This is a genomic window from Paraburkholderia bannensis NBRC 103871 (assembly GCF_000685015.1).
Taxonomy (GTDB): domain Bacteria; phylum Pseudomonadota; class Gammaproteobacteria; order Burkholderiales; family Burkholderiaceae; genus Paraburkholderia; species Paraburkholderia bannensis.
This window is the reverse complement of the sequence record NZ_BAYA01000005.1, coordinates 56529-77285: the sequence shown is the minus strand read 5'-3', so window position 1 is coordinate 77285 and position 20757 is coordinate 56529. Positions and strand designations below refer to the sequence as shown.

The 20757-nt window shown below is 64.2% G+C and carries 19 protein-coding genes; 4 read left to right on the top strand and 15 right to left on the bottom strand.

Annotated features, from left to right (window positions below; translation table 11 throughout):
• Positions 1-19: 19 nt before the first annotated feature.
• The gene (locus BBA01S_RS09125; protein ID WP_027816153.1) at positions 20-268 is read right to left on the bottom strand and encodes a hypothetical protein; all 249 of its coding nucleotides are present in this window, start codon (positions 266-268) and stop codon (positions 20-22) included.
• Between the two features lie 337 nt (positions 269-605).
• Between BBA01S_RS09125 and tehA the strand changes: the two genes are divergently transcribed.
• Entirely contained in the window at positions 606-1598 is a 993-nt protein-coding gene (gene tehA, locus BBA01S_RS40670) for a dicarboxylate transporter/tellurite-resistance protein TehA (RefSeq protein ID WP_042296566.1), read from the top strand.
• 74 nt (positions 1599-1672) lie between these two features.
• Here the strand turns inward: tehA and BBA01S_RS09115 are convergent, their stop codons facing one another.
• The 5 genes from BBA01S_RS09115 to BBA01S_RS09095 all read right to left on the bottom strand — a co-directional run bounded on the left by BBA01S_RS09115 (position 1673) and on the right by BBA01S_RS09095 (position 7064).
• The gene (locus tag BBA01S_RS09115; RefSeq protein ID WP_042296564.1) at positions 1673-2065 is read right to left on the bottom strand and encodes a hypothetical protein; all 393 of its coding nucleotides are present in this window, start codon (positions 2063-2065) and stop codon (positions 1673-1675) included.
• Positions 2066-2129: 64 nt separating this feature from the next.
• On the bottom strand, positions 2130-3965 hold the full coding sequence (locus tag BBA01S_RS09110; RefSeq protein ID WP_027816151.1) for a S10 family serine carboxypeptidase-like protein: 1836 nt from the start codon (positions 3963-3965) through the stop codon (positions 2130-2132).
• A 529-nt stretch (positions 3966-4494) separates the two neighbouring features.
• Positions 4495-5604: an S-(hydroxymethyl)glutathione dehydrogenase/class III alcohol dehydrogenase gene (locus BBA01S_RS09105; protein WP_027816150.1), complete on the bottom strand. Its 1110-nt coding sequence runs from the start codon at positions 5602-5604 to the stop codon at positions 4495-4497.
• A gap of 157 nt (positions 5605-5761) precedes the next feature.
• Positions 5762-6037 carry a formaldehyde-responsive transcriptional repressor FrmR gene (frmR, locus tag BBA01S_RS09100; protein ID WP_042296561.1) on the bottom strand — a complete coding sequence of 92 codons (276 nt, stop codon included), beginning with the start codon at positions 6035-6037 and terminating at the stop codon, positions 5762-5764.
• 193 nt (positions 6038-6230) lie between these two features.
• Positions 6231-7064, bottom strand: coding sequence for a helix-turn-helix transcriptional regulator (locus BBA01S_RS09095; protein WP_027816148.1), 834 nt, complete (start codon positions 7062-7064; stop codon positions 6231-6233).
• 163 nt (positions 7065-7227) lie between these two features.
• Here BBA01S_RS09095 and BBA01S_RS40665 point away from each other — a divergent pair, with 163 nt between their 5' ends.
• The gene (locus BBA01S_RS40665) at positions 7228-8988 is read left to right on the top strand and encodes an amidohydrolase (RefSeq protein WP_042296559.1); all 1761 of its coding nucleotides are present in this window, start codon (positions 7228-7230) and stop codon (positions 8986-8988) included.
• Between the two features lie 36 nt (positions 8989-9024).
• Positions 9025-10221: an MFS transporter gene (locus BBA01S_RS09085; RefSeq protein ID WP_027816147.1), complete on the top strand. Its 1197-nt coding sequence runs from the start codon at positions 9025-9027 to the stop codon at positions 10219-10221.
• Here the strand turns inward: BBA01S_RS09085 and BBA01S_RS09080 are convergent.
• The 7 genes from BBA01S_RS09080 to BBA01S_RS09050 all read right to left on the bottom strand — a co-directional run bounded on the left by BBA01S_RS09080 (position 10218) and on the right by BBA01S_RS09050 (position 16072).
• Positions 10218-10724 (bottom strand): DoxX family protein, encoded by a 507-nt coding sequence (locus BBA01S_RS09080; protein WP_027816146.1) that lies wholly within the window; start codon positions 10722-10724, stop codon positions 10218-10220. The genes BBA01S_RS09085 and BBA01S_RS09080 overlap by 4 nt on opposite strands.
• The gene (locus BBA01S_RS09075; RefSeq protein ID WP_027816145.1) at positions 10724-11506 is read right to left on the bottom strand and encodes an HvfC/BufC N-terminal domain-containing protein; all 783 of its coding nucleotides are present in this window, start codon (positions 11504-11506) and stop codon (positions 10724-10726) included. The genes BBA01S_RS09080 and BBA01S_RS09075 overlap by 1 nt, the downstream gene beginning before the upstream one ends.
• On the bottom strand, positions 11496-12350 hold the full coding sequence (gene bufB, locus BBA01S_RS09070) for an MNIO family bufferin maturase (RefSeq protein ID WP_084162026.1): 855 nt from the start codon (positions 12348-12350) through the stop codon (positions 11496-11498). The genes BBA01S_RS09075 and bufB overlap by 11 nt, the downstream gene beginning before the upstream one ends.
• A 36-nt stretch (positions 12351-12386) precedes the next feature.
• Positions 12387-12698 (bottom strand): BufA1 family periplasmic bufferin-type metallophore, encoded by a 312-nt coding sequence (locus BBA01S_RS09065; RefSeq protein ID WP_027816143.1) that lies wholly within the window; start codon positions 12696-12698, stop codon positions 12387-12389.
• Positions 12699-12840: 142 nt separating this feature from the next.
• Entirely contained in the window at positions 12841-13992 is a 1152-nt protein-coding gene (locus BBA01S_RS09060) for a porin (protein ID WP_027816142.1), read from the bottom strand.
• Between the two features lie 106 nt (positions 13993-14098).
• The gene (locus BBA01S_RS09055; RefSeq protein WP_027816141.1) at positions 14099-14893 is read right to left on the bottom strand and encodes a transporter substrate-binding domain-containing protein; all 795 of its coding nucleotides are present in this window, start codon (positions 14891-14893) and stop codon (positions 14099-14101) included.
• A gap of 33 nt (positions 14894-14926) precedes the next feature.
• Positions 14927-16072 (bottom strand): amidohydrolase, encoded by a 1146-nt coding sequence (locus tag BBA01S_RS09050; protein ID WP_042296731.1) that lies wholly within the window; start codon positions 16070-16072, stop codon positions 14927-14929.
• A gap of 149 nt (positions 16073-16221) precedes the next feature.
• On the opposite strand from BBA01S_RS09050, the gene BBA01S_RS09045 reads away from it, so the two are divergent.
• Positions 16222-17136, top strand: coding sequence for a LysR family transcriptional regulator (locus tag BBA01S_RS09045; RefSeq protein WP_084162022.1), 915 nt, complete (start codon positions 16222-16224; stop codon positions 17134-17136).
• A 100-nt stretch (positions 17137-17236) separates the two neighbouring features.
• On the opposite strand, the gene BBA01S_RS09040 is transcribed toward BBA01S_RS09045, so the two are convergent.
• Positions 17237-18409 carry a porin gene (locus BBA01S_RS09040; RefSeq protein ID WP_027816138.1) on the bottom strand — a complete coding sequence of 391 codons (1173 nt, stop codon included), beginning with the start codon at positions 18407-18409 and terminating at the stop codon, positions 17237-17239.
• A gap of 64 nt (positions 18410-18473) precedes the next feature.
• Positions 18474-20609, bottom strand: coding sequence for a phosphocholine-specific phospholipase C (locus tag BBA01S_RS09035; RefSeq protein WP_027816137.1), 2136 nt, complete (start codon positions 20607-20609; stop codon positions 18474-18476).
• Positions 20610-20757 lie beyond the last annotated feature (148 nt).

Here is a 20757-nt window from a genome sequence, read left to right as displayed (position 1 = left end):
GCGGCAGGCAGAGTGCCGATCAGTCGTCGCCCCAGCGCCAGCGCGGCGGCTCGCCTTTAAGCCAGCAGATGCCGACCAACACGAGGCTGAGCAGCGCGACCACGAGGATGAACGCGGCCATGTGGCGATTCGGCCCGAAGGCGTGCACCGTCGCGCCCAGCAGCACGAAATAGCCGACGAGGACGAGCCAGCCCTGCCAGCGCGTCGGCAATCCCCAGCCCCAGCCGTAGCGTTTGGCGGGGAACCAGTAGTCGCGGTTGGGTGACATGGCTTTGCTCCTCGGGGCGGTGTGCAGCGTCGATTCTCGCGACATTGTCGCTTTTTTTGCGGAGGGGCCTGCGGGAGAGGCGGTGTGGCCGGTGCGGTTGCCGTAGTTTGATAAAAATTACTGCAATTTCCTCCGGCGCACCCCCAGCCCGACCTCGAAGACGCGCTGGGCCTCTGAGACGTACTTGCGCGCCAAAAGGGCCCGAGCAAAATCCACCTGAGACGATCGGGCATGTTGTTGACACGGCCTGGCATTCGCGCCGGACGCGCCCGAGCCTAAAGTCACTCCATCGACGGCGGCCTTCGCTGCCACTCGTCAAACCGACAGGAGTGAAGTCATGAACACATGGATCGCCAAACATGAACCGATGCCCGCAGGCTTTTTCGGCATCGCCGTGGGGACGCTCGCGCTGGCGGGGGCATGGCGGGTCGCCGCGAAGCTATGGGAAGTGCCGGCCTCCATCGGCACGGCGCTGACGATCGTGGCGCTCGTCGTATGGGCCGCCGTGATGGCGATGTACGGCCTCAAGTGGGTCGCGCACCGCGAAGCCGCACAAAAGGAATGGCAGCACGAAGTGCAGTCGTCGTTCGTGGCGCTGGGCCCGGTTTCGACGATGCTGGCCGCGCAGGCCGTCAAGCTCTGGTCGCACGATGCAGGCCTCGCGCTGTTCGTCGCGGGGGCAATTGGTCAGGTCGCCGTGGGCGTGATGCTGCATGGCCGCCTCTGGCAAGGCGGGCGCAACGCGGAACTCGTGACGCCCGCGATCTATCTGCCGACCGTCGCCGCGGGATTCGTGGCGGCTGCCACGGCTGCCGCGTTCAACCTGCCGGAGCTGGCGGTGATGTTCTTCGGCAGCGGCGCGCTCTCGTGGCTCGCGATCGAGTCGAAGCTGCTCAACCGCGCCTCGCTCGCTGCACCGACCGCGGCAGCGCTGCGCCCGACCTTCGGCATTCAACTCGCGCCGCCGGTCGTGGGTGGCGTCGCGTGGATGGCGATCATGAACAGCATGCATCTGCCGTTGACGGGTGCAGCAGGCATCGTGGCTTACGCACTGCTCGGCTATGGCCTCTATCAAGCGCTCCTGCTGCTGCGTCTCTTGCCCTGGATCCGTGCTCAAGCGTTCACACCGTCGTACTGGGCCTTTAGCTTCGGTGTTGCCGCGCTGCCGACGCTCGCCATGCTCATCGCGCAACACGGCGGCCCGCTCTGGGTGCATGAACTCGCCTTCGTGCTCTTCGCTGCCTCGACGGGCGTGATCGGGCTGCTGTTCGTCAAGACGGTCGCGTTGCTCGTGGAAGGCAAGCTGCTGCCGGCTCGCGTGCTGCAATAAGCCGACCTGCAACACCGCTGTCGATTTAAAAAGGCCTCACCGATTGCGGTGAGGCCTTTTGCTTTACGGCGCGCTCATTGCTGCTGTTGCTTCTGCAGATACTGGCGCACATCGTCAATCGAAACGCGGCCCGAATGCGCCGTGTCGATCTGGTCGAAATGCTGCGCGATATAGCCGAGGCCCTGGGTCTGCGCCTGCGCCTTCGTCACCGTGGCGCCCTGGCTCAACACTGAGTTCGCGCCCAACCGCGCTTCGATGCGCTTCTGCGCTTCCTGCTGCAACTGCGTGCCTGTCGAGGGCGTCACGGCTTCGGGGCGGCTGGCCGGAAAAAACGGGCCGTCCACGCCGTGTCCGCCCTTGGGCAACTGAACCGGCGCGACGGACTGGGTTGCCGCCTGCGCCGCGCCGATTGCGGCAACGGCCAGGATGAGCGGCGCGATGCGCCACAGCTTGTCGGATGGAAACATGATCGCTCGCATTCAAAGAGGTCAAAGAGTTCAATTGGATCGATGGGATCGGGCATGCCGGCGTTCAAGGTTCGATCGCGGCCTGCGCCGTTGCAGTCGGCGTACCGGCCGGGCTTTCGTCGGGCCACGGCGCGGGCAGCGTCCACACCGAAAGCGCCAGCGGAATCGGCTGGCCCGCGTAGTACTTGACGAGGTCGCTCTTCATCTTCGGACGCGCGGTGTCATCCAGATAAATCATGTGGCCGCCGGGGAAGAAGTTGACCTGCAGGTTTGCGTTCAGGCCCGACACCGTTTGCAGGCGCGCGAGCTGTTTCTCCGTATTGAAGAACGGCGTGGCGAGGTCGTGATAGCCGTTCTCCGCGAGTATCTTCAGTTGCGGATTGAGCGTGATCGCGCCGACCAGGTCGGGCAGCGTGTCGGGCAGCGGCTGGCCGTCGTGCGAGAAGTCCCAGAGATTGATGATGTTGTCGTTCAGCGGCATGAAGGTCGCGTTGGGCGCGCTATAGCCGAGATAATCCGGCAATTGCGTGGCCAGCGCCGTCGTGAACGGCTGCGAGATCAGGATGTCCGAGGGGTCGCCATCGGCTTGCAGGCGCGGATCCGAATTCGGCAGCGAAACACGCCCGTCATAACGGCCGATGGTGGTGCCGGGAATCAGCGCGTTACTGAACGGATTCGTGTTGAAGTAGCCCTGCAAGGCCTGCAACGTCAGGCTCGAAGGCCACTGCCACGACTCCAGCGTGCGCGCGGGCGGAAATACCGGCGTGCCGAGCGCATCGGGAATGCCCAACTGGCTGAGCACCCAGGTCTGCGCGTACTTCTTGAAGTGGTTGTACTGGCCCGTCGCGAAGATCTCCGATTGCTGCGCGAACAGTCCCTGGTCGATCAGGCGCGGCGAGACCAGGTTGAAATACGCGGCCACCTCCGCGTAGCCGGGGTAATAGCCCGCGAGCGTATCGGTATCGAGCTGCAGGCCTGCCGTCGAATTGGTGATGGCCGTGGCCTCGATCGCATCGGCGTAGTAGTTCAGGATCGACGACTGCAACACGATGCCGGTGAGCGGCACGCCCGCGGTTTCCAGCGAGAGCGCGAGCATGTCCGTGCGCGGCGTGCCATACGATTCGCCATAGAGATAGATCGGCGAGCTGCTGCGGTTGTTGACGGCGATATAGCGTTCGATGAAATCGCGCATCACGCCGACATCGGCATCGCAGCCCCAGAATTTCTGGTTCGTGTTGGGTAGAACCGCTTCCGAAAGACCCGTGCCCGGCGGATCGATAAAGACCATGTCGGTGGTGTCGATCAGGCTGTCGGCGTTGTCGACGACGGGGTAATTCGGCCAGTTCGTGAGCAGCGGGTCGGGCGTGGCCACGCGCGTGGGCGCGAACGAGCCCAGGCGCAACCAGATCGACGATGAGCCCGGGCCGCCGTTATAGATGAACGTGACGGGACGCGGTGAACCATTTGTCGATGGCGCGGTATAGGCGACATAGGACATGGTGGCTTCGGGATTGCCGTTGGCGTCCGACGCCGTCAAATGGCCGGTGGTGGTCGTGTAATTGATCGTGGTTTTTCCCGATTTCCATTGGTAATGCATGACGGCGGCTTTTTCCGCGACCAGCGATGCGTCAAGCCCGTCTTTGGCATTGGGCGAATAGGCGATGGGGTCGGTATAAGGCCGGTTGGCGCTGGCATTCGCATTGGAACCGGCACTCGCATCGGCGGCCAGGTTCTGCTGCGCGCCGGCGACCTGTTTCATTGCGGTGGCGGAAGTGCCGGAGCCGCTGTCGCCGCCCCCGCAACCTGCCAGCATCAAGATTGCCGCGATCATCGCACCCGGCCCGCTCAGGCTGCGCAAGGAGCGGGGGCGGCGATTGCTGTTACGGCTGTCCGCATTCATATCTGTCCCTGTTGAATGGTGAATGCCACATGCAGAGAAGCCGCAAGCGCCGGACGCGCAATTTAAAAAGACAAAGCGAATCCACGTCGGCTCGCATTGCGGCTGACAATTAACTTTCTATAACCGACATTTCAAATACAGTCTGTTGCGGCGAAATTAATCAGGATGCCTATTAAAAAGACAAAGGGGAGCCCCTGAAGCCAGGACGGCCTCTGGTGGTTCCCCGTGGAAAGATTTGGTAATGAAAAGATGCAGAGGAAAAATAGAGGGTGTTGCAGTGCTTTGTCAAACACTTTTACATGCTATGCCGCATGGATGAATGGATGGCTTTAAAGGCTATTTAAAGCTGGATTTTGAATGGCGGAAAATAAATCGGCAGATGCAAAGGTCGAATTCGATCCGTGTAATTGCATATGCAATTACCGTGGCGGAAAGAAAATCGGAAAAGAGAGAGGAGTGGCGTTTACCCGCTGTCGAATACGACAGCGGGTAAAGCAGGGCGGCACGGATGACGTGCCGCGCGCAGGCTTTAGTAGTGAACGACGGTGCGGATCGACTTGCCTTCGTGCATCAGGTCGAACGCTTCGTTGATGCCGGAAAGCGGCTTCGTGTGCGTGACGAACGGTGCGAGCTGGATCTTGCCGCTCATCGCGTCTTCGACCATGCCCGGCAGTTGCGAGCGGCCCTTGACGCCGCCGAACGCCGTGCCCAGCCAGCGACGCCCCGTGACGAGCTGGAACGGACGCGTGGAGATTTCCTGGCCCGCTCCGGCCACGCCGATCACCACCGACTGGCCCCAGCCGCGATGCGCGCATTCGAGCGCGGCGCGCATGACATTGACGTTGCCGATGCACTCGAAGCTGTGATCGACGCCCCAGCCCGTCATCTCGACGATCACTTGCTGGATGGGCTTTTCGTGATCCTTCGGGTTCACGCAATCGGTCGCGCCGAAGGCCTGCGCCAGCTCGAACTTGCCCGGGTTGGTGTCGACGGCGATGATGCGGCCCGCCTTGGCGAGCTTCGCGCCCTGGATCACGGCAAGACCAATGCCGCCCAGGCCGAACACGGCCACGGTGTCGCCTTCCTGAACCTTGGCGGTGTTCTTGACCGCGCCCAGGCCCGTGGTCACGCCGCAGCCCAGCAGGCAAACCTGCTCGGGGTTGGCGTCGGGGCTGATCTTCGCGAGCGACACTTCCGCCACGACGGTGTATTCGCTGAACGTCGAGCAGCCCATGTAGTGATAGACGGGCTGGCCGTTGTAGCTGAAGCGCGTCGTGCCGTCGGGCATGACGCCCTTGCCCTGGGTGGCGCGCACGGCCACGCACAGATTGGTCTTGCCGCTCTTGCAGAACAGGCACTCGCCGCATTCGGCGGTGTAGAGCGGGATGACGTGATCGCCGGGCTTCACGCTCGTCACGCCTTCGCCGACTTCGACAACAATGCCCGCGCCTTCATGGCCCAGCACGGCGGGGAAGAGGCCTTCGGGATCGTCGCCGGAGAGCGTGAAGGCATCGGTGTGGCACACGCCGGTGTGCGTGATCTTCACCAGCACTTCGCCCTTGCGGGGCGGTTCGACGTCGATCTCGACGATTTCGAGGGGCTTGCCCGGCCCGAATGCAACGGCTGCACGTGATTTCATAGCAATCCTGGTGAGAAAGACAAAGAGTCCGGGCCGAATGGGCGGCTACCGGCGCGAGTGGGTCAATAAATGGCGCAACGTCTAGATCAACGCACGTTCAACGCATGGGCCAGGAAGCGACGCAGCCTGAGCGAACGCAGTATCAACGAACGCAGCATCAACGAAGATAGGAACGCACGAGCGAAACGACTTCGTCAATGGATTTTTTCGAACTGTCGTCGGCGGGCGCGAGGCTTGAAAACTCCTCGCGCAAATGGCTTTCGAGCACGCCGGCCATCAGGCCGTTGATGGCGCCGCGCATGGCCGCAATCTGCTGGAGAATCGGCCCGCAGTCCGCGCCTTCTTCAAGCGCGCGCTCAAGCGCGTCCAGCTGGCCGCGCACACGGCGAACCCGGGCGAGGACACGTTTCTTTTCTTCAACGGTGTGGGGCATGATGGCTCCCTGTCACATACTGGACGGGAGTATGCCATAGTACTGCGGGGGAGTATACGCTGGCGGGCAATTTGTCGCGCGATGCGGCCCTGCTTTGAACCTGGCGTGTCCGCGCCATGTCGACAATAAATAATCAGGATGACGATTTAATTGGGGCGTGCCGGAAGCCGCTCCAGCTTGAGCTATTCAGCGCTCAATCGTACGAATGGGCCCACTGAAGCAGCTCCCATTTCGTGCGGATCTTGAGCTTGGCGAATGCGCGCTTGACATACGACTCGGCAGTCGAGAGCTTCAGTTCCAGCATCTGTGCGCTTTCAGGAATGGTCTTGCCGCTTAGGAGGCAGCGGCAAATCTCGCCTTCGCGCCGGGAAAGACGGATTTCCTCGCGCGCGATCCGCTCCTCGAAGCGCGACACGGGCGTGCCTTCGCGGCGTGGCGTGCTGATGCGTCGCGCTGCTGCGCTTCTCGCGTGCATCTCGCACAGTGGAAACAGAAATTCGCTCATTTGCCGCAGCAGGGCCAGTTCGCGCAGGGTGAAGGCGGCGCGCCCCTCGCTGCGTGCGAGGCCCAGCGAATAGCGCTCGTTGCGCGTGCCGTGCGAAATCACGCATTCCTGGGCGATGCGCGCGGGCACGAAAATTTCCTTTTTGAAGCCGTCGTCGGCGAGCGCGCCCACGTCGCGCTGTACCAGAAGCGTGCCGGTTGCGCCCCGGATCGAAACGAACAGCGGATCGCGGTCGCAATACGCGGCGTAGTAGCGATCCATGATTTCGCAGATGAAGGCGTGTTCGTCGCCGGTGCTGCCGATCCATTCCGTCGCGTAGCCCGAGGGATTGCGATCATCGGGCCGGACGCGTTCGAGGTGGATGGCGTCGGCCTGGATGTCGCCGGTCACGAACTGGCCGAGCGAGCGCACGAAATCCGGCGTGCCCACGCGAGCGACCAGCTCGCCCAGCGCGCGCGGGGAAATCGATAGCGAATTGAAGTTGTCGTGCGTACGCGCAGATGCCGAAGCGTGAAGGGCCATCAGTGTCACCGTTGCTCCTCGGGGTAGCCGCGATGCTACCTGACCAGAATGGCGCTGTCTGCCAGGGCAACGCCTGTCCCCCCAAAGCAGGGCAGACCGTCGTTTTGCGGCTGGATACATTCGCGCCACATCGATTGAGAACCCGAGCGCAAAGGAGCGACAGATGGCGACACAGACTCACAACAACATCGCAGCGGCCAATGAAGCCGTCGAGCACGCGGACACCGTGTTTCGCAACGCCCGCGTCTACACCGTGGATCCGCACAAGCCGTGGGCCGACGCCGTGGCCGTGCGCGGCGACCGCATTGTCCATGTCGGCAGTGAAGCGGGTATAGAACGCCTGATCCGCGAGAACACGACCGTCGTGGACGTGGGTGGCCGCTTGATGCTGCCGGGCTTTGTCGAATCGCACTGGCATTTTTCGACAACGGCTTTTGCGTTCCAGGCTTTCGTGAATTACGAAGATCCGCAGAAAGTGCTCGCAGCACTGGCCGATTACGTCGCGGCGCATCCGGAGGAGAAAAGCATTACGGGCATGGGCTGGATCCAGGCCACGATTCCCGCAGACATGCTGCGCAAGGAAACGCTCGATGCGATCTGCGCGGACAAGCCGGTCTGCCTACTGTCGACCGATTTTCATAGCATGTGGGTGAATTCGAAGGCGCTGGAGATTGCCGGCATCGACGCCTCCACGCCGCCTGTCGAAGAGGGTTCGAGCTGGTTCGAGAAAGACCCGGTGACGGGCGAGCCGACCGGCCTCGTCGTGGACGGCGCGGCCTATTCGCTGCTGATGCGCCGTATCAGCGACGCGGGCTATCTGCCGACCGGCATCGACCTCTATCTCCAGTCGATTGGCGTCTGGCAGGAAAAGCTGGTGGCGGCGGGCATTACGACTGTATTCGACGCCGGGTTCCTCGACCCGAGCGGCGACCAGACGCTGCTCTACGAGACGCTGCAAACCATGGAGCGGGCGAACAATCTCAAGCTGCGCGTGGTGGGCAGCTACGCGGCGCTCGGGCCGGTGGATGACCCGGTGGGCACGCTGGTCGACTATCGCGCGAAATACCAGTCGCCGCTGGTCAAGGCGCAGGCGTTGAAGCTTTTTCTCGACGGCACGGAAGCCAATCACACAGCGTATCTCCTCGCGCCGTATGCCGACCGCCCGCACACCTGTGGCGAGCCGACCATGCCCATCGACCAGTTCAAGCAATACCTGCTGCAAGCAGACAAGGAACACATCGACGTCATGGTGCATTGCGTTGGCGACGCGGCGGTGCGCACGGCGCTCGACGGCTTCGAACTGGTGAACGCGACCAATCCGCCGCGCGAGCGCCGTCACGTCATCACGCACGCGTTCCTCACGCATCCCGACGACATTCCGCGTTTCCGCCGTCTGGGCGTGATGGCGAACACGCAACTGCAATGGGGCGTGGTGGACGTCTATACCGAGCTGATTCGCGAGCATTACGGCACCGAGCGCTGGAGCAACATGTACAAGTTCCGCACCTTCATCGAGGAGGGCGTGACGGTGTCGATCGGCATGGACGGGCTTGCGTGCCAGTGCCGCTGCCAGCACCGCCCCGTCGAGCACATCGAATCGGGCCACACGCGCCAGCTGGCTGGCGAACCCGACGCGCCCGTGTTCCCCGATATCGACGAGCGCCTGAGCGTGCCGCAACTGATCGCCGCGTACACGATCAACGGCGCCTATCAATTGCGCATGGAGCACGAAATCGGCTCGCTGACGGTGGGCAAGCGCGCTGACCTGATCGTGCTCGAAGACAACCTCTTCGAAGTGAAGAAGCACGATATCGGCCGCGTCAATATCGGCGTGACGATGATGAACGGCGCCGTCACCTACGCGCAAGGAACGTTGCGCGAGCAACTGATTGGTGAAAATGCCAATGCCACGGTGTGCGCTTGAGCAGGCGCATCGTCATTCCCTTTCGGAGACCGGATCGTGGATCAACCTTCGTCTGAAGGCGATGCTGCTGAAACGCAAAGCGGCGCGCTGTTCCTGATGGCGATGCTGGCGCTGGGCACCGTCGCACCGACGGTGTTCTGGGGCCTGCCCGTGATTGTTGGCCAGATCGCGCAGCAATGGGGCTTTGGTGCGGCGGAGTTGGGCATTGCCGTGCTGGGCGAGGTGTTCGGCATGGCGGCGGGCACCTTGCTGATGGCAACCGTGCTCGCGCGTCGCCCGCTGCGCATCACGCTCGCGGCCACCATTGCGCTCACGGCGGCCGCGAACTTCGCCACGCCTTTTGCCCACTCGTTGCCGCTTTTTATTGCGGCGCGCGCGGTCGCGGGCATCGGCGCGGGTGCGTTGAGCGGCATTGCCATGAGTTGCCTGTCCTATACGAAGGCGGCGGAGCGCAACATCGGCTGGCTGGTGCTGCTTCAGGTGCTGTGGAGCATGGCGCTGCTCGGCTACGTGCTGCCTGTCGTCGGCGCGATGGCGCAGGCTACGGGCACGTATGTGTGCATTGGCGTGCTGGCGCTGGTGTTTCTGCCTGCGATTGCGCTGTTCAAGCGCACAGAGGCCTTCGTCAGCGCCGAAGCCGATAACAGCGCGCGTGTCGACGTACGCGGCGTCATGCTGTTGCTGGGCTGCATCTTCGCGCTCTACTTCGGCGTGGGCGTGCTGTGGACGTTCCTCGAACAGATCGGCATGCGTGCGGGCTTAAGCGAGGCGCGCGTCGCGACCACGCTGGTCTATGCCAATCTCGCGAGCCTGGCCGCGTGCGTGGTGATGCCGCGTCTGGGACAAGGCAACGGCCTGCGGCGCTGGGCGATCGTCAATATCGGCGCATGCGTGGCTTCGGCCGCGGCGCTCACCTTGCCGCAAACCGCGGATCGTTTCGCCATCGCGGCCATCGTCTTCATCGTGGCGTGGACTGGCGCGGCGACGCTGATCTTCGCGACCATGCCGCGCGTCGATACGGTCGGGCGTTACGCGACGCTGTCGCCGGGCGTGCTGTCGCTGGGCTTCGGCATCGGGTCGGCGGCGGGCGGCGAGCTGATCGAACTGCTCGATGCACGCGCCGCCGTCGGGCTTGCGTGTGTGTTCTGCTGCCTGTCGCTGTTGTGCTATGCGAGCCTGGGACGCGCACGCGAAGCGGCGCAGGACGCGCTTGCACGCGCGAGCCAGAGTTAGCGCGTGCGGCTTGCGCGGTCGCCCAGCAGCCAGTCGATGGAGATCTTGCCCGGCCCCCACGCGGCGATGCCCAGCGCCATCGCCGCCCACGTGATGTGAATGGGCCAGCCGTCGGGCACCGTCAATTCGATGATGCAGGTCATCAGGAACAGACCTGTCGCAGCGAAACGCGTGCCCAGCCCCAGCACCAGCAGCACCGGAAAGCCGACTTCCCCGCACGCGGAAAGAAACGCGAAAACCGCGGGCGCCGGGAATGGGTAAGGGCCGCCAGGCAGGTGCAGCTGGAATTCATCGGTAAATAGCGTGATGGCCGTGTCGTTGAGCTGCAGGAAGCCGTGCCATTTGAGCACGCCGGATCGCCAGAACGGCACGGCTAGCGCAATGCGCAGGACGAGTTGCACGAGCCACGGTTGCGCGAGCGTTTCGATCGCGTGGCGCGCCCGCACGATTGCGCCGGTGACGAACGCAGACGCGGACGGCTTGAGATCTTGCTGGGTCGACATCATGATGGAACTCCAGGGCGAATGGCGGTGAATACGCCTGCAGCAATCATCGCTTGCAGATTGATATGGATATCGAAGTATTCGCTTTCATGGAAGGCGGCTTCCACGGCTTCAGCCAATGGTGAGCCTGCCATGAGCGCGAGCAGGAACGCCGCGCCGCCCGCAGGCAGTTGCGAGACGATCACGTCCTGATCGGGTCGCGTGATGAGCGCATCTTGCGCATCGCTTGCGTGCAGCGGTTCGACCGGGCCGTCCTTGCGGTTCATGGCAAAAATAGCCACTGCCGGATAGCGCGAGCGCACGATCCGCGCCGCGGGGTGAGCGATGAAGCACACTTGCGCGAGCGATTGCGCATCGATGGCGGCGAACGCCTGCGCGTCCAGCGTCACGGCGTCCGCAGCGTGATAGGCGTCGAGCCACGCGCGTTCGATGCGCGCCGTGTCCGCAAGCCAAGGCATGTCGCGGGCGTATTCGTACGATTCGATGAAAGCCGGAAACGCCCGGCCGTACTCGAAAAGCAGCGGCGAATGCGGCGGCGTCGCGCGCACATGAAAGCGCGCCATTGCGCGGAAGAACTCGACGCCGGTGATGCGCTGTACTGCCGGATAAATCGCGGCGAGCGCATCGATCAGGCTCACCGTCACGTTGTTTCGATAGACGTTGTAGCGATTGACGACACCTTTGCCGCGCGGCGCGACGACATCGGCGGGCGCCATGATCGCGGGGTCGATCAACCCAGGAGCGAATGCCGCTGCATAGGCGGCGGTTTCTTCAGGCTTCATGGCAGAGCCTCTCGTTCAGGAGCTGCCGCGCCGCTTCGGCCTGCGCGCGCAGCACCGGCCATGCGGGCAAGTCGCTGTCCCATTCGATCAGCGTCGGCACGGGGCCGATACGCGCAATAAGTGCCGCGTAAAGATCCCATACTTCATCGGCAACAGGCCGGTCGTGACTGTCGATAAGCAGTGGCTGGTCTTCGTCGTCGCGTTGTTCGCTGTGACCGGCCAGATGAATTTCGCCCACGTATTCGAGCGGGAACGCAGCCAGATAGTCACGCGGCGAATCGCCGTGATTCGTCGCCGAAACAAAGACGTTATTCACGTCGAGCAGCAGGCCGCATCCCGTCCTTTGCGCGACGGCACGCAGAAAGTCCGTTTCGCTCATCGTCGACGACGCGAACATCACATAGGTCGAAGGGTTTTCCAGCAGGATCGGACGGCCAATGGCGGCCTGCATCCGGTCGATGTGCGCGCATACATGGTCGAGCGTTTCGCGTCGATACGGCAGCGGCAGCAAGTCGTTAAAGAATGTACCGCCGTGCGACGACCACGCGAGATGTTCCGAAACGAAGGCCGGTTCGTAACGCTCGACCAGCTCGCGAAAACGCGCGAGGTGCGTTGAATCCAGCGCATCGGGGCCGCCAATCGACATGCACACGCCATGCAGCGAAAGCGGATAACGCTCGCGGATCGCTGCAAGCGCACGATGCGGCGGGCCGCCCGCGCCCATGTAATTCTCGGCGTGAACTTCAAAAAAGCCTTGCTGCAAGCCTTGATCGAGTATCGCGCCCAGGTGCTCGTGCTTGAAACTCGTGCCCACGAGAGCGGGACGGCTGAATGAGTCGTTCATGATCGTCCCGCTCCTGGGAAAGCGATAACGGTGCGATCAGGACTTCATCGGCGTGAGCGAGCCGTGGCCGCCGCCCGGCACCTGGATGCTCGTGCACGTGCCGCCCTGGACGAACTTCCACGAATTGCCCTGGAAGTCCATCGCCGACGTGCCCTGGCAGGTCGTGCCCGGCCCGGCCGCGCAGTCGTTCTGTCCTTTGAGCGCCACGCCGTAGCACTTTTCCTTGTGGGCGGCGATGGCGGCGCTGGCTTCGGCCTGGGTCAGCGGCGCGGCGTGGACGGTGGAAGCGAGCAGGCTTGCGACGGCGCCTGCGAGCAGGGCGGCATTGACGTTGAGCTTGGCGGACATGAGTGTTCTCCGGTGGTAGAGGTAGTGGGTATCCGCAGCGGATACACCAGCTAATTCGCGCACGCCGCGCCACCGGTTACAGCAGGGAAGAAAATTATTCGAGGGCGCACGCAGGGCCGCCGCCCCCGTCGGTTCAACCTGATCAGAACTTGTGCCGCAGGCCGACCCGGCCAACGAATTGCCGCTGATTCGACGAACTGTCGTCGGCGCCGCCTGCATAGGCCAGGTCGAGCGCGGTGCCGCTGTTCGCGCTGTTGGCGCGTTGGTAGCTGGCCATCGCGTAGACGTCGGTGCGTTTAGTGAGGTTGTAATCGAGCATCAAGCCGAATGTATGGTATTTCGGCCGGTACGAGCCAGACGTCGTCGCGAGCTTCGCCTGGGTGTAGTCGTACATCGCGCCGAACATCAGCGCCGTCGTGATCGCCCAGTTCGCGTTGACTTCGAAATTATCGAAAACCAGCGACGACGCATGCTGTCCCGCCGGCACGATCGCGCCGCTGATATACGAATAGGCCGTGGGATTGCTGAGATTCGTATGCGTGTACACGAAGCCAAGCGTCACGGCATCGATCTGATAATTGACGCCCGCGCCGTAGACGCGATGACGCGCCGCGACAAAACCGGCGTCGTCGGTGGTCACCGCGCCCAGCGCGTTCGCGCCGGGATTCGTCACGTTGAGCCACGCCGCGCCGAACGTGAGCCCGTTCACGGCGTAGCTGACACCCACGCTCTGGGCGTTGTTGGTCGACACCTGGCCTGGCAGGTTAGAGAACGCATAGGTTGCGCCGACGCGCAGTCCGCCCAGGTTCGCGCTGTTGAATTGCACGGCGTTGTCGAGCCGGAACGAGTTGTCGGTGTTGTCGTTGTCGTAGGGATGCTCGAACAGGAAGCCACCCCAGTTGCCGTTTGCCGTGAGCGGCGCAAGGTACTCGACGAGCGAATCGTACTGGCGCCCGAACGTGAGCGTGCCGATATCGTCGTGCGCGATGCCGGCCCACGCCTGGCGCCCGAACATCCGGCTGCCTTCCATTAGCCGTCCTGAACTGGCGTCGATGCCGCTTTCCAGCTGGAACACGGCGGAGAGCTTGCCGCCCAGCGCTTCCGTACCGCGCAGCCCCCAGCGGCTGCCCTGGGCCGCGCCGCTCAGCATTTCCGTGATGGCGTGGCCGCGCACGTTGCTGGTGTAGTCGATGCCCTCGTCGACCAGGCCGAACAGGGTGACCGAACTTTGCGCCCACGCGGGCGTGAACGCCATTCCCGCGAGCACGCTCACGAGCAGATGTGTCTTTTTCAATGGATGTCCCGAATGTTGTTATCGATCGTCGTCGCGAACGGCGCCTGCCGTTCGCTGTGTGTTTGCTTTGTGGTGACTGCGTGCTTATTTCGTGGCTATTTGGCGGCTATTTGGCGGCTTGCGCGTCGCCCAGATAGTGCTGTTCAAGGCGCTCGATCGTGCCGTCCTGCTTGAGGCGCGCGAGTGCGGCGTTGAGCGCCTCCAGCGTGCGGCCGTCGCCCTTGCGCACGCCCATCACGCTGCTCGCGCCCATGATGGCGGGATCGTCGATACGCGGGCCCGCCAGTTCGAAGCGTGCGCCTTGAGGCTTGGCAAGAAAGCCCAGGCGCGCCGCCGAACCCAGCACGACGGTGGCGTCGAGCCGCCCATTGGCCAGGTCGGCGTAGATGCTGTCCTGATCCTGGTACTCCTGAATGCTCACGCCATGCGTGGCCCAGTTCGACTTCGCGAAGGCCGCTTGCGTCGAGCCTTGCAGCACGCCTACGCGCTTGCCCGCCAGTGCCTTGACGTCGGGCGTCAGGTGCGCGTCGCGCGCCGCCACGAGCCGGATATCCGCGGGATAGACGGGCTGCGTGAAATCCATCACCGCGCGGCGTGCGGCTGTCGGCGCGAGCGATGCGTCGATCGCATCGAACTTGCGCGACTGCAGCCCGGCGATCAGCCCGTCGAAGCTGCTCTCGACCCAGACGCACTGCACCTTGGCCGCCGCGCAGATGGCATTGCCGATGTCGATGTCGAGGCCCGCGAGCTTGCCGTCGGGCAGCTTGTATTCGTAGGGCGGGTAGCTGGGATCGGTGCCGAAGCGCAACGTGGCGGCAGACGCATGGGCGCACAACGATGCACCTGCTGCGCAAAACAGGGCGGCGGCGACGCGCCGGAAAGCCGGTTTGAAGTGTTTCATCGAATAGTCCTTGATCGTGTTCCGGGCGAGCGCTCAGGCCGCAAGGCGGGCGTGAGCGAGCGAGACGAAAAAGCGCACGCCGAACGGCAGCACGTCGTCGTTGAAATCGAATTCCGGGTGATGGCAATAGACGCCGCCCTGGCCAAGCAGGGCATAAGCGCCGGGGCGGCGCAGCAGGAACTCGGAGAAGTCCTCGGAACCATTGAGCGGCGGGAAATCGCGCAGCACGTTGTCCGCGCCGAAAATATCGGCGGCCACGCGCGCCGCCGCCTCGGCCTGCTCGCGATGATTGATCGTCGCGGGCGAGCTGTTGCGGAACTCGACGGCGATCGAGCAGGTGCTGAGCGTCGCGATGCCCGCGCAGATTTCCTCGATGCGCGACCTGGCCAGCGCACGCACGTTTTCGTCGAAGGCGCGCAGCGTGCCGGTCAGTTCGGCGTGCGACGGGATCACGTTCGGCGCACTGCCCGCGTGCATGCTGCCGATGCTCAGCACGGCGGTCGCGCTGGGCTCGATCGAGCGGCTGACGACGGTCTGCAGCGCGCAGATCAGCTGCGCCGCGGCCATGACCGGGTCGCGGGTTTTCTCCGGCGCGGAGCCGTGTCCGCCGACGCCGTCGATACGGACTATCACTTCGTCGCACGACGCCAGCATCGCGCCGTCGAGCACGCCGAACGTGCCCGGCGCGAAATGGGGCGCGTTGTGCAGCGCGAAGATTTCGTCATACCCAAAGCGCGCTTCCAGCCCGTCCGCGAGCATGGCGTTGGCGCCGCCGCCGGTTTCCTCGGCGGGCTGGAACACGAGCACCACGGTGCCGGCAAAGTCGCGATGGCGGCTGAAATGGCGGGCCGCGCCCAGCAGCATCGCGGTATGGCCGTCGTGGCCGCAGCCGTGAAAGACGCCTTGCCGCATCGAGCGGTGCAGCGGGCGGCCTTCCTCTTCCATCGGCAGGGCGTCCATGTCGGCGCGCAGCGCGATCGTGCGACCCTTGCCGCGCTGCCCGTGCACGACGCCCACCACGCCCGTGCCGCCAATGCCGGTATGGGTTTCGATGTCCCACGCGCGCAGCTTCGCGGCCACCAGTTCACTCGTGCGATGCTCGTCGAACGCCACTTCGGGGTTGGCGTGAATGTCGCGCCGCAGCGCGACCAGTTCGTCGATGTCGATATCGACGGCGATGTCTGCCGTATCCGTTGCCCATGTTGCCCACGTTGCTTCTGGTGCCACTGTCGCCTCCTTGTATACTTCCGGCCTTCGGTTGTGCCGGAGCTCGCATACTAGGGGCGGCGTGTCGGACGCCGATTTCCAATTTCTCATGCATATAGCGAATGCTTATGGAACGCGGCACGCTCAAGACGACGCAGTTGCAGATGCTCGTGGCCATCGCCGAGCACGGCACGCTCATGGCGGCGGCCCACGCGCTGAACGTGTCCCAGCCCGCCGTCACCAAGAGCATCAAGGAGCTGGAGGCGCGCCTGGGCGTGCAACTGCTGGAGCGCAGCGGGGCAGGCGTGCGCCTCACGCGCTATGGCGAAACGCTGCTGCGGCGCGCCCGCGCCGTGGTCGCGGAAATCGCCAGCGCGGAGCGCGAGCTTGAGGAGATGCGTTCGGGGGCGCAACGCACGCTGTCCATCGGCGTGTCGCTGCTCGCGTCGTCGTTTGCGATGCCCGAGGCGCTGCGGGCGTTTCGCGCACGCTTGCCCGACGTGCGGCTCAACGTCTACGAATGCCTGCCGACGCAGATCATCGACGGGTTGCGCGACGGCTCATTCGATCTTTGCGTGGCCTTTGTCGCCAGCAGCGACGTGACGGCGGAATATCGCGTGATCGCGCTCAGCGAGACCGCCCAGGTGCTGGCCGTGCGCAAGGACGATCCGCTCGCGCAGGAGACGCAACTGGCCAACCTCGCCCGCGCGCGCTGGCTGTACAACCACACGCGCGAAAGCCTGCCCGCGTACTGGCGCGAGCTGGGCGGGGAGCGGGTGCTGCCGATGCCTTCGCATGTCAACGTATGCACGTCGCAGCGGCTCTACGCGCAGCTTGCGCAGGAGCCGGGCACGGTGAGCGTGTGGCCCGCGTTCTTGCTGGAGGAGCAGCTCAGGAACGGCACGTTGCAGAAGCTGCAGACCGATGCGCGCGAGCCGCGCCTGACGCTGGGACTCATGCACCGGCGCGATCTCGTCCTGACGGCGGCGCTTGAGTATTTTGTCGAGTGCGTGGAGCGCACTCAAAGAGCGGGCTGAAGCGGGTTTCGGGCGCGCATAAAAAAAACCGCGCATCATCGATGCGCGGCCTTTCAATCCGGATAACAGCGCTGAAACAGCGCTGAAAACAGCGAGCCGGTCAGAACTTGTGGCGGATACCCACGGTGGCAATCGCCTGCACCGTGTCGTTCGACGAGTAACCGTACGAGCCGATCGACGCTTCTGCCGGGGCCGTGCCGCCCTTGCCGTTGCCCTGCGTGCCGCTCGCGTGCTGCCATGCACCCATCAGGTAGACGTCCGTGCGCTTCGACAGCGAATAGTCCGCGCCTGCCGACACCTGGTGGTACGTCGCCGACGTATTGCCATCGGCCTTCGTATAGATGTAGCCGAGGCCCAGCAGCAGCGCCGGCGTCGCCTGGTAGCCGACATACGCGCCGCCCACGTTGTAGCGCTCCGTGCTGCCGAACGCCGATTGCGCGTCCGGACGATATTGCGCATTGCTATAGCGCAGGTTCATCTTCACCGACCCCACGACGTACTGCACCGCCACCGACGCAATGCCGATCGACTTCGCCGTGATATAGCCGTTGTTGATCGGCGTGTTGGGATCGAAGTTGCCGTCGAACGTGCCGTCCGACGTGCTGCTCCAGCCGGTGCGCTTGACGCTCGACGTTGCGTTGGCAGCATAGAAATAGCCCGCCGCCGCGCTGAACTGGCCCATCGAGTAGGTGGCCGCGCCCGACCACGTCTGGCCCGAGCCGGTCTGCCCCGCGACGCCGCCAAAGGCGTAAAGGCCTTCGAACTGGAAGCCCGACATCACCGGCGACACATACTTCACGGCGTTGTTCGTGCGCGAGCTGTTGTCGTTGTTGTCGACGTCGCCCGGCGTGGAGAACATGCTGCTGAAGTCGTTATCGGCCGTGAGCGGCTGCACCATGTCGACGAGCGGGTCGTACTGGCGGCCGAGCGTCACCGTGCCCCACTGGTCGCCGGACAGGCCCACGAACGCCTGGCGGCCGAACATGCGGCCGCCCTGGTGGAAGCCGCCGCTATTCGGATTGAAGCCGCTTTCCAGCTGGAAAATCGCCTTGAGGCCGCCGCCCAGGTCTTCTGCGCCCTTGAGGCCCCAGCGGCTGCCCGACAGGTTGCTGTCGGCCATGCCCCAGCGATGGTCGCCCTGCGAGTTGGCGTGGCTCACGTACTGGATCGACGTGTCGATGACGCCGTAGAGCGTGACGCTGTCCGCCGCGAAGGCAGCGGTGCTCACGCCCAGCAGGGCGATGGAGAGGACGGAAAGTCGAAGCGTGTTCATCTGTTGTGTTGTCGTGTGACGGTGGTTGAATTAAAAAAAGTGGCTTTTTTATGGGGTGTTTCGATCAGCTTGCCGCGCCCATCGCCGGGTCGCTGACGCTGTCCTTGCCGGTTTCGACGCGCCCCGCGAAGCGGCGCGTCACGCCGTTTTCCGCTGCGAGCGTGAAGTCGTACCAGCCGTTCGACGCCGTGAGCGACCAGTACGGCTCGACCTGCATGCCGGCGGGCACGCTATAGGCCCAGGGGCCGTCCGTGCGATAGGCGTTGCTCGTGACCGTGACGCTTGTCGTGGACGTGCCCGTGTTCATGATGGTCAGGTACACGGCGTTATTGGTTTCGTCGTAGCACACGCGCACTTCGGGCTTCGGGCCCGTTGCGGCCGCAACGATGTTGCCGGTGAACTCGCGATGGAAACCATTGGGGCCCAGCACCCAGAGGCTGTATGCGCCGCTGTCCGTGGTGGCGGGCGTCCAGATATCCGACAGTTCCTTGCCCGCTTCCACGGTGTAGCGGCGCGGCGCGCGATCCAGGTGCAACTGGTCGTAGACATGGAACACGGCACCCGCGCTGCCGGTATTGCTGAACACGAGCCACACGGCGCCGTTCTGCGTATCGACGTTCGCGCTCGTGTGCAGGTGATAGGGCAGCGCGCGCGAGGGACGCAGCACCAGCGCCTGTTGCGGCATCGACTGCGTGGCGACCGACGGCACCGGCACCGCGCCAAGTGCGCTTTGCTGGGCGCTTTGCGCATCGGCGGCGGCCTTGGTCGGCGCGGCGATGGCGGCGGGCGTGGCGTCGTTCGGCGTCGCGAAGTTGAAGCACGAGGTCAGGTCGCCGAACACGGTGCGCCGCCACGGGCTGATGTTCGGCTCGCTCACGCCAAAGCGCGCTTCGAGAAAACGCAGCACCGACGTATGGTCGAACACCTGCGAATTGACGTAGCCGCCCGTGCTCCACGGCGAGATCACGAACATCGGCACGCGCGGGCCCGGGCCGTACGGCAGGCCGTCGGGCTTGAGCGGCGACGAATCGCCAGGCGGGTTCGGCACCGTGAAGTATTCGTACTGCGTCGTGACCGTGGACTTGCCTGCATAGGTGCCGTCGCCGTTGGGCGAGGGCGCGTCGGGCGGCGGCATGTGGTCGAAGAAGCAGTCGTTCTCGTCGTAGTTCACGATGAGCACGGTCTTGCTCCACACGTCCGGATTCGCGGTCAGCGCGTCGAGCAGCAATTGCAGGTAGTACGCGCCCTGGCCCGGCGTGGACGCGCCGGGATGCTCGCAATAGGCTTGCGGCGAGACGATCCAGCTCACCTGCGGCAGTTGCCCGGCGGCGATATCGTCGCGCAGCGCCTGCAGGAAGCCGCCGTCGGGCATGGTGTTGCCGATGCCCTTATAAAGCGGCGAGAGCGCCTCCATCGCCGCCGTATAGGGCGCGTTCGGCGAACCGGGCACGGTCTCGTTGACCTTGCGGAAGGTGGCGAAACCCGCAAGCGGGTTGTCGGTGTAGTTGTCCGGCTGGTTTTCGTAGACCTTCCAGCTCACATTGGCGGCTTGCAGGCGCTCGGCGTACGTCGTCCACGTGAGGCCCGTTGCCGATGCACCCAGGCCGTCCCAGCCGTTGTTGTTCACCACGGCGTAGTTCGAGCCGGTCGGGCCGTTGGTGCCTGTCCACATGAAGATGCGGTTCGAGTTCGTGCCGCCGTGCAGCGAGCAGTGGTACGCGTCGCAGATCGTGAAGGCATTGGCCAGCGCGAAATGAAACGGCAGGTCGGCGGACTGCAGGTAGCCCATCGACACATCGCCTTTCGACTTCGGCCATTGCGTCATGCGGCCGTTGTCCCACGCGCTATGCGAATCGCTCCACGAATGCGCGCCGCCCGCGAGCAGCGCGTTGCCCTTCGTGCTGTCCAGGTGGAAGGGCAGCACGGTGCGGCTGCCGTCGCTTTGCTGCCAGACATTCGCGCCATTGGGCTGCGGGATCGTGAAGCGGTCGGCGAAACCGCGCACGCCGGGCAGCGTGCCGAAGTAATGGTCGAACGAGCGGTTTTCCTGCATGAAGATCACGACGTGCTGCACGTCGTTGATCGTGCCGGTCGTGTTGTTCGCGGGAATCGCGAGCGCACGCCGGATCGCAGGCGGAAACAGGCTGAGCGACGCGCCCGCGGCGGCGCGCAGGAAGTGACGGCGATCCATTGAAGTCATGATGGGCAGTGTTTTTTTCGGTGATGGCGCGCGCGCAGGCAGGCGCGACCGGCGAGCCAGCGCGCGCGTTGACGGTGTATTCGCTGGGGTGCGTCTGGGTGCGTTCGGTCGCGTTCGAGTGCGTTCAGTTGCGTCTGCCGGAAGCGAG